Below are 7,834 nucleotides of genomic sequence, written 5' to 3' on the forward strand. Positions count from 1 at the left end.
GGCGACCGACCCGCGGCCGGCGGCGCGGGATCCGGCGGCGCCGGGGCCGGCCACGTCCGGCCGCACGGCCGACGGGGTCACAGTCGAGGAAGTCATGCGATCACCTATCCGAGCGCGGCCAGGGCCGCCTGCACCTTGGGGACGTAGGCCTGGGTCTCCGCGTACGGCGGGATGCCGCCGTACTTGCGCACCGCGCCGCCGCCGGCGTTGTAGGCCGCCAGCGCGAGCGGCTGCGAGCCGAACTCCTTGAGCAGGCTCGACAGCATGCGGGCCGCGCCGTCGACAGCCTCGGTCGGGTTCAACGCGTTCACCCCGAGGCCGGCCGCCGTGGCGGGCATCAGCTGCATGAGGCCCCGCGCGCCGGCGGGACTCACCGCGTTGGGGTTGTACCCGGACTCGACCTTCGCCACGGCCGCGAGCAGCTTGGGCGAGACGCCGTACTTTTCACCGGCCTTGGTGAAAAGGTTCGCGTAGGGCACGCCGGCGAGGTCGCCCGCGCCGCTGAGGCTCGCCGGGCGTACCGAGGTGGCGGGGTTCGCGGTGGTCGGCTCGGGAATGATCCGGCGGATGGCCGACGGCGTCTGGTAGACGTCCTGGATCTTCACGTTCTCTCCGGGCTGCGGCGCGGCGATCATCTTGCCGTCGCCGACGTAGATGGCGATGTGGTCCACCGGGCTGTTGAAGGCGAGCAGGTCGCCCGGCTTGGCGTGGTTCAGGTCGGCCACCCGGGTGCCCTCGCGCGCCTGGTCGGCGGCGATGCGCGGCAGCTCGATGCCCAGGTCGCGGTAGGCCCGCTGCACCAGGCCCGAGCAGTCCAGCCCGGTCGCCGGGTCGGTCCCGCCGAACACGTACGGCACGCCGAGGTACTTCTTCGCCGCGTTCACCACGTCCGTGCCGGACGTCCCGTTACCCGTGGTGCTGGCGTTGGCGTCCGTGGCGGCGGTGAGCGCCTGGGCGAAGTTGGCCGCGTTCGTCCCCGTCGTGGCCTTCGACGCGACGGGCGTCATGCCGAGCTGCGTCTGGATCTGCTGAATCCGGCTGATCACATCAACAAGTCCGGTCACGCCGTCACCCCCGTCGCGCCGCGGCGCTGGTGGGCGGTCATGGACAGCTCGTCGACCACGCGCTGTTCGGCGTTGAGCTCCTGCTCGCGGACCATGGCCTCGTGCCGCTCGGCGAGCTTCTCGACCGTCCAGCGCGCCTTGGCGGCGTCGGCCAGTTCGTCGGTACGCCGGGCGGCCAGCTCCTCGGAGCTCTGCCGCACCTGACGGGCGGCGGCCAGGCTGGCGGCCAGCGACTGCCGGGCGGCCAGCGACGCCGCCACGGCCCAGGCGTTGCCACCCTCGGGCGCCGACGACTCGTCGAGCGCCTGCTCGCGCCGGGCGATCTCCTCGTCGGCCTCGTGCACGGCGGCCCGCGCCTGCAGCACCGCGCCCTTGGCGACGTCCTCCGCGGCGCGGCGGGCACGCAGCACCGATGACAGGCGGAACTTCTGCGTCACAGGCTTACCTCCGAAGCGTCGAGCAGGCTCTGCAGATGCGCCCAGGCCGCCTCGGCGGAGGTGGTCTCCGCCAGGTCCTGACGCAGGAACGACTGGATCTCCGGCCACTTGGCGCGGGCGATGTCGGCCTCGGCGTTGGTGCCGGGCACGTACGCGCCGATCTCCACGAGCTCGCGGACCTCGCGGTGCGCGGCGAGCAGGCGGCGCAGCGCCGTCGCCTGCGCCCGCTGCTCCGGCGTCGTGACCGCGTTGGCCACGCGGGAGATGGAGTCCAACGGCTCGATGGTCGGGAAGTGCCCGGCCGTCGCGAGCCGCCGGTCCAGCACGATGTGCCCGTCGAGGATGGACCGGGCGGCGTCGGCGATCGGCTCGTTGTGGTCGTCACCCTCGACGAGCACGGTGTACAGGCCGGTGATGCTGCCGACCGCGCCGGGACCGGCGCGCTCCAGCAGGCTGGCGAGGGTGCCGAACACGGACGGCGGATACCCACGGGTCGCCGGCGGCTCGCCCACGGACAGCCCGACCTCGCGCTGCGCCATGGCCGTACGGGTGAGGCTGTCCATCAGCAGCAGGACGTCGCTGCCCTGGTCGCGGTACCACTCGGCGATGCGGGTGGCCACGAAACCCGCGCGCAGGCGCACGAGTGGCGGCTGGTCGGACGTGGCGACCACGACGATCGCGTTCGCCAGGCCCTCGGGCCCGAGGTCGTTCTCGATGAACTCCCGCACCTCGCGGCCGCGCTCGCCGATGAGCGCCACCACGGTGATCTCGGCGGTGGTACCGCGGGTGATCATCGACATGAGGCTGGACTTGCCGACGCCCGAGCCGGCGAAGATGCCCATCCGCTGCCCGCGACCGCACGGCACGAGCGTGTCCAGCGCGCGCACGCCCAGGGTCATCGGCGCGAGGACGCGCTGGCGGTCCAGCGCGGGCGGCGGGGCCGCGTCGAGCGCCACCCAGTCGCAGCCGCGCAACGGCTCGCCGCCGTCCATCGGGCGGGCGAGGCCGTCGAGCACCCGGCCGCGCAGTGCCCCGCCGACCGGGACCATGAGCGGTCCGCCGGTGGCCAGCACGGGGCTGCCCGCCCCGATGCCGTGCAGCGGGCCCAGCGGCAGGCAGTTGAGGCGCTCGCCGTCGATGGCGACGACCTCGGCGAAGATCGCGTCACGGTCGCTGCCGATACGCACCAGGTCGCCCAGGCGCGCGTCGACGCCCTCGACGGTCACGCGGAGCCCGACCACGGTGGTCACGCGGCCGAAGCTGCGCGGCGCCGCCGCCCGCGTCATGTCGCCGACGCGCTCGCGCAGCAGCGGCGTCACCGGCCCACCTGCCCGACGTTCGGGTCGAGGAGGGCCCGCACCCGGTTACGCGCCTCGGCGAGGCTCGCATCGATGGTCGTGGCGCCGCACTCGGCGATCGCGTCACCCGGCTCCAGCGTCGGGTCCGCGATGAGGCGGACCTGCCGCCCCTCGAACTGGTACTCGGCCGGCCGGTCGCCGCCGAGCGTACGAAGGTCCTCGGGGTGCAGACGCAGCGTCACCGGGAAGCTCGCGGGCGCGAGCGCCATTGCCCGGCGGGCCGCCTCGGCGGCGCGTACGCCGACATCGGACAGCTCGCGGGCGAGCAGCGCCTCGGCCAGGTCAACGGCGAAGCCCATGATCATGTCCTCCAGGTCCTCGGCCATGGGGGTGACCCGGGCCTCCAATGCGGTCGCGGCGCGGGCCACCGCACCGACCGCCTGGTCGAGCGCGGCGAGCTGCGCCTGCTGGGCGGCCTCAGCCACGGCCTGCGACTGCGCGAGGGCCGCCTGGGCGGCCAGCCGGGCCGCCCGCTGCCCCTGCGCCCAGCCGTCGGCGTAGCCGGCGGTCTGCGCGGCGGCGCGGGCCGCCTCGGCGAGCTCGCCGATGGCCCGGTTGCCGCCGCGCAGGTCGACGTCGAACTGCGCGGCGCTCGCCGCGTCCGCCGTCTCACCGCGCACGGCCGAGCCGGCGCGGGGCAGGTCAGGCGACGTACTCATCTTCATCCACCCGGTGGATCTCTACCTGGCCCGAATCCTCGAGCGCACGGATGACCTGGACGATCTTGGCCTGCGCCTCCTCGACCTGGCGCAGACGCACCGGCCCGAGCATGTCGATCTCGTCCTTGAGGTCCTCGCCGGCCCGCTCGGACAGGTTGCGCAGCACCTTCTCGCGGACCTCGGCGTTGACGCCCTTGAGGGCCGTGGCGAGGTCGGTCTTGTCGACCTGACGCATGACGAGCTGCACGGCGCGGTCGTCGAGGTGGATGACGTCGTCGAACATGAACATCCGACGCCGGATCTCCTCGGCGAGCTCCGGATCGCGACCCTCGAGACCGTCGAGGATGAGCCGCTCGGTGATCCGGTCGGTCCGGTTGATGATCTCGACGAGTGGCTCGAGGCCACCGACCGTGGACAGCTCCGTCGGCTGCAGCACGGAGGAGAGCTTGCGCTCCAGCGCGGACTCGACCTGCCGGATGATCTCCGGCGAGGTGCGGTCCATCACCGCGATGCGGTGCGCGACGTCCGCCTGCAGCTCGGCCTCCAGGCCCGACAGGATCTGCGAGGCGAGCATGGCCGGCACGTGGGCGAGCACGAGCGCGATCAGCTGCGGGTGCTCGTGCTGCACGAACGACAGCACCTGCCGGGGGTCGGCGTGGGCCAGGAAGCCGAAGGGCATGTCCGGCATGGGGACCGCCAGACGGCTGAGGATCTCGGCCGCCCGCTCCGGGCCCAGCGACGCCTCCAGGAGTTCGCGGGCGAACTCCAGACCGCCGTGCGTGGTGAGGTGCCTGCTCATGGCGAGCGAGTGGAACTCGTCCAGCACGGCGCGGGCCTGCTCCGGCGCGATCGAGCTCATCCGCGCGATCTCCGAGGTGAGTTCCTCGACCTCAGCCTCGCGGAGCCGGCTGATGATGCGCGCGGAGTGCTCCTTGCCCATCTGCACCATGAGGATGGCGGCCTTGCGCAGGCCGGTCATCTGCGGAACCGGGGGGGTGGTCACCGGGGCGACTCCTTCTTGAGCTGCGGTCGCGCTCATGGGCGACGCTCCGCGAGCCAGCCGCGCAGCAGCTGCGCGACCTCGGCGGGCTTGCGTTCGGCGAGGACGGTGAGGTCACGCTGGCGCGCGCGCAGCTCGTCGACGTCGAACTCCAACGGAACGACCACCGGCACAGTCGGGTTGTTGGCCGCCTCCTTGGCGTCCGCCAGCCGCTCGGCCGCTTCCACGCGGGCCTTCGCCTTGGCCAGCTCCGCCTGCATCTGCTCGATCTGCGCCCGCTCGGCCTTGCTCAGGCCGGCACGCTTGTTGGCGCGGCGCTTGTACCGCCAGGCCAGGAAGAGCAGCACCAGCAGGATCACGCCCAGGACGCCCGCCCGGACGTACTCATCCAGCTGCTTGGCCTGCTCCGCCCGGGCGGCCGCAGCCTGCTCGGCGGCGCTCTGCTCGGCGGCGGAGTCGTCGAACGGCATGCTCGTCACGGCGATGGAGTCGCCGCGCCCCAGGTCCAGGCCGACGGCCGAGGAGACCAGCTTCTCGACCTCGCCGGTGTTGACCGCCGTCGCCGTGGTGGAGTCCAGCAGGACCGAGACGCTGAGCTTGCGCACATTGCCCGGCGCGGACTTTCGGGTCTCGGTGACCACGCCGACGGCGTTGTTGGTGGTCTCATCGGTCGAGGTGTAGGTGCCGTCACCGTTGGCGGCGTTGTTCGGCACCTGGATGTTGTCCGGACCCAGCACGCCGCCGGCGGCGCCGCCGGTGCCGTTGTACGCCTCGGTCTTGCGGTGCTGCGACAGCGGCGGAGTGTCCTTGTCGGCCGTGTACCGCTGGGTCTTCGTCTCGGTCTGGTCGAAGTCCAGGTCTGCGGTGGTCGTCACGACGGAGTGGCCCTGGCCCACCACGCTGGTGAGCATCGCCTGCAGCGCGCTGTTGAGCCGCTTCTCGTACTCCGTGGTCTGCTGGGACCGCAGGTCGCCGGCCGCCGCGGGGGTCTCGCCACCGCCGGTCGACAGCACGGTGCCGTTGGAGTTGGCCACCGTGACCTGGTCGGCGTCGAGGCCCTCGATGCTGGCGGACACGAGGTGGACGATCGCCTGCACCTGACCCTGGTCGAGGCTCTGGCCGGTCTGCTCGGTGACCAGCACCGACGCGGTGGGCTTCTTCTCGTCGTCGGAGAAGACGTCCTTCTGCGGGATGACCAGGTGCACGTTCGCCGACTTGATGCCGTCGATCGCGCCGATGGTCTTGGCCAGCTCGCCCTCGAGGGCCCGCTGGTAGCTCACGTGCTGCATGAACTCCGACGTGGTGATGCCCTGCTTGTCCAGCAACGAGTATCCGCTGTCGGCCTCGGCGGGCAGGCCTTTGCCGCTGAGCTTGACCCGCAACTCGTACACGGACTCCTTGGGCACCATGACGGTCTGGCCGCCATCGGCCAGTTCGTAGGCGATGCCCTCGGCGGACAGTTCCTCCACGACGGCGCCGGCGTCGGCGCTCGAGAGGTTGGAGAACAACGGCGCGTATGCGGGCTTCGACGCCCAGGTCGCGAAGAAGAACCCGCCCACCACCAGGGCGATGACGCCCGCGATGGTGACGGCCTTCTGACCCGGGCTGAACGAGCCGAACGTCGCCAGGAGGCGCCGCAGCGACTTCGGTAGCCGGTCGAGCATCAGGCCTGCATCCTCATGATCTCGTTGAAGGCCTCGACGGCCTTGTTACGGACAGCGACGGTGAGCTGGGTGGCGATGGATGCCTCCGCAGCCGCGATCGTGTAGTCGTGCACATCGGTCAGGTCGCCGGTGGCCGCCTTCACGGCCAGGTCGCTCGACCTGGTCTGCAGGTCCTGCAGGCTCTGCAGGCCCTCAGCGAGCTTGGTGGCGAAGTCCCCGCCGGAGCCCGCGACAGGCGCTGCCCCGGTCAGGTCGGCGGTCGAGACCGGCGCGATGGCCGCGACCGGCATGGCCGCCGAGATGGGGGCGATAGGGGCGGTCATTTAGCTCCTCCCGAGCTGCAGGGCGGCCAGGTACGACTCGCGGGCGCGGTCGACGACGGTGAGGTTTGCCTGGTACGCGCGCTGCGCCATGATCAGCTGACCCATCTGGCTGGTCAGGTCGATGTCCGGGTAGCGGACGTACCCCTCGGCGTCGGCCAGGGGGTGGGTGGGCTCGTAGACGAGCCGACCCTCAGCGCTGCCCTCGACGATTCCGCCGACCTGCGCGCCGTTGCCGTCGGCGGCCTCCTGCGCGATGACGTACTTGGCGCGGAACGCCTCGCCGTCCGTCGAGGTGACGTTGTTGATGTTGGCGAGGTTGTCGGACACGGCATCGAGCCACTTGCGGTACACCGTCACGCCGCTGCCCGCGATGCCGATCGCGTTGAACAAGGTCATTACTGCCCCTTGATAACTTCGCGCATCAGCTTGTACTTGCCGTCCATCGCGTTGACCGCGAGCTGGTAGCGCAGGTTGGTATCGACGTTCGAGAGCGTCTCCTCATCGAGGTTGACGTTGTTCCCGTTTTCCCGGGTCGGCTCAAGCGAGCGGGCCACGGTCGGCGTCACGCTGCCCGGGTCGCCGCTCTCCGCGGCCGATCGCAGGGCGTCCTCGAACTTGACCTTCTTGGCGAGGTACCCCGGCGTCTCGATGTTCGCAATGTTGTCGGCGATGAGCTTCTGCCGCTGCGACAAGCCATCGAGCGCGACCTTCAAGGTCACTGACGAGACATCGTCGAACACCACTGCCTCCATTCGCACGCGGGCGGGAGAACCCCGTCCGGATGACTGTTCGGCGGTGGTGGCTGCTGCTTGAGCTTTTCTTGACCCACCCGTCAGTGAGACGGGGGTCACCGGACCGGGCCGCTCAGAGGGCGCGGTCGACGTACGCCGGCCGGTGGGCGGACCGGCCGGTCTCCAGCCGGGCGGCGAACGCCGCCTGCTGGCGATTTGTGGCGATGTGGCGGACCAGCTGCTCGGCCACCAGCGTCTGGCGGCGCAGCACGGCCTGGGCGCGCTCGCGCAACTGCGGCGGCAGCGGGCCGAGGCCGGCGGGCGGCTGCCAGCCGGCGGCCGCCGGTGGGGGTGGTGACATGGCGCCGGTCACCGGGGACGGCGGGGCCAGCACCGGGGTGGGGTCGACGTGGTCGGCGCGCAGCAGCGCCTCGGCGGCCGCGACGTCGAGTTCGAGTGCCTCGAGCGCGGCCACCCAGGCGTGCTGGAAGTCGTCGACCACTATCACGATCTTCTTCGGTACGTCAGGCGGCGATGGCGGCGCGCCCGGCGGCGTCCGCGGCGGTGGCCGCGGTGGCGGCACGCAGCGCCTCGCGCC

10 protein-coding genes are annotated in these 7,834 nt (G+C 71.8%); all 10 read right to left on the minus strand.

Annotation, left to right across the window (positions count from 1 at the left end; translation table 11 throughout):
* Window positions 1-104: 104 nt before the first annotated feature.
* Window positions 105-1,064, minus strand: coding sequence for a transglycosylase SLT domain-containing protein (locus ABD211_RS25820; RefSeq protein ID WP_344137165.1), 960 nt, complete (start codon window positions 1,062-1,064; stop codon window positions 105-107).
* Window positions 1,061-1,501, minus strand: a complete 441-nt coding sequence (locus tag ABD211_RS25825; protein WP_344137168.1) for a cell envelope biogenesis protein TolA — start codon at window positions 1,499-1,501, stop codon at window positions 1,061-1,063. The genes ABD211_RS25820 and ABD211_RS25825 overlap by 4 nt, the downstream gene beginning before the upstream one ends.
* A complete protein-coding gene (locus ABD211_RS25830) occupies window positions 1,498-2,820 on the minus strand; it encodes a FliI/YscN family ATPase (RefSeq protein ID WP_344137171.1) in 1,323 nt (440 codons plus the stop codon). The genes ABD211_RS25825 and ABD211_RS25830 overlap by 4 nt, the downstream gene beginning before the upstream one ends.
* Window positions 2,817-3,518 (minus strand): FliH/SctL family protein, encoded by a 702-nt coding sequence (locus ABD211_RS25835; RefSeq protein ID WP_344137174.1) that lies wholly within the window; start codon window positions 3,516-3,518, stop codon window positions 2,817-2,819. Before ABD211_RS25835 ends, ABD211_RS25830 begins: the two co-directional genes overlap by 4 nt.
* On the minus strand, window positions 3,502-4,521 hold the full coding sequence (gene fliG, locus ABD211_RS25840; RefSeq protein WP_344137177.1) for a flagellar motor switch protein FliG: 1,020 nt from the start codon (window positions 4,519-4,521) through the stop codon (window positions 3,502-3,504). Before fliG ends, ABD211_RS25835 begins: the two co-directional genes overlap by 17 nt.
* A gap of 32 nt (window positions 4,522-4,553) precedes the next feature.
* A complete protein-coding gene (gene fliF / locus ABD211_RS25845) occupies window positions 4,554-6,182 on the minus strand; it encodes a flagellar basal-body MS-ring/collar protein FliF (RefSeq protein ID WP_344137180.1) in 1,629 nt (542 codons plus the stop codon).
* Complete coding sequence (fliE, locus tag ABD211_RS25850; protein WP_344137183.1) at window positions 6,182-6,505, minus strand: flagellar hook-basal body complex protein FliE; 324 nt, start codon at window positions 6,503-6,505, stop codon at window positions 6,182-6,184. Before fliE ends, fliF begins: the two co-directional genes overlap by 1 nt.
* Window positions 6,506-6,901 carry a flagellar basal body rod protein FlgC gene (gene flgC / locus ABD211_RS25855; protein WP_344137186.1) on the minus strand — a complete coding sequence of 132 codons (396 nt, stop codon included), beginning with the start codon at window positions 6,899-6,901 and terminating at the stop codon, window positions 6,506-6,508.
* Window positions 6,901-7,245, minus strand: a complete 345-nt coding sequence (flgB, locus tag ABD211_RS25860) for a flagellar basal body rod protein FlgB (RefSeq protein WP_344137188.1) — start codon at window positions 7,243-7,245, stop codon at window positions 6,901-6,903. The genes flgC and flgB overlap by 1 nt, the downstream gene beginning before the upstream one ends.
* Before the next feature lie 124 nt (window positions 7,246-7,369).
* Window positions 7,370-7,834: hypothetical protein (locus tag ABD211_RS25865; protein WP_344137190.1), on the minus strand; the 465-nt coding region annotated here is incomplete at its 5' end.

This window comes from Luedemannella flava (genome assembly GCF_039528515.1).
GTDB lineage: Bacteria > Actinomycetota > Actinomycetes > Mycobacteriales > Micromonosporaceae > Luedemannella > Luedemannella flava.

What these genes read in the sequence shown, in the direction of transcription:
- ABD211_RS25835 (WP_344137174.1), bottom strand. Translation starts at nt 3,518, where the DNA reads ATGAGTACGTCGCCTGACCTGCCCCGCGCCGGCTCGGCCGTGCGCGGT.
- fliF (WP_344137180.1), bottom strand. Translation starts at nt 6,182, where the DNA reads ATGCTCGACCGGCTACCGAAGTCGCTGCGGCGCCTCCTGGCGACGTTC.
- fliE (WP_344137183.1), bottom strand. Translation starts at nt 6,505, where the DNA reads ATGACCGCCCCTATCGCCCCCATCTCGGCGGCCATGCCGGTCGCGGCC.
- flgC (WP_344137186.1), bottom strand. Translation starts at nt 6,901, where the DNA reads ATGACCTTGTTCAACGCGATCGGCATCGCGGGCAGCGGCGTGACGGTG.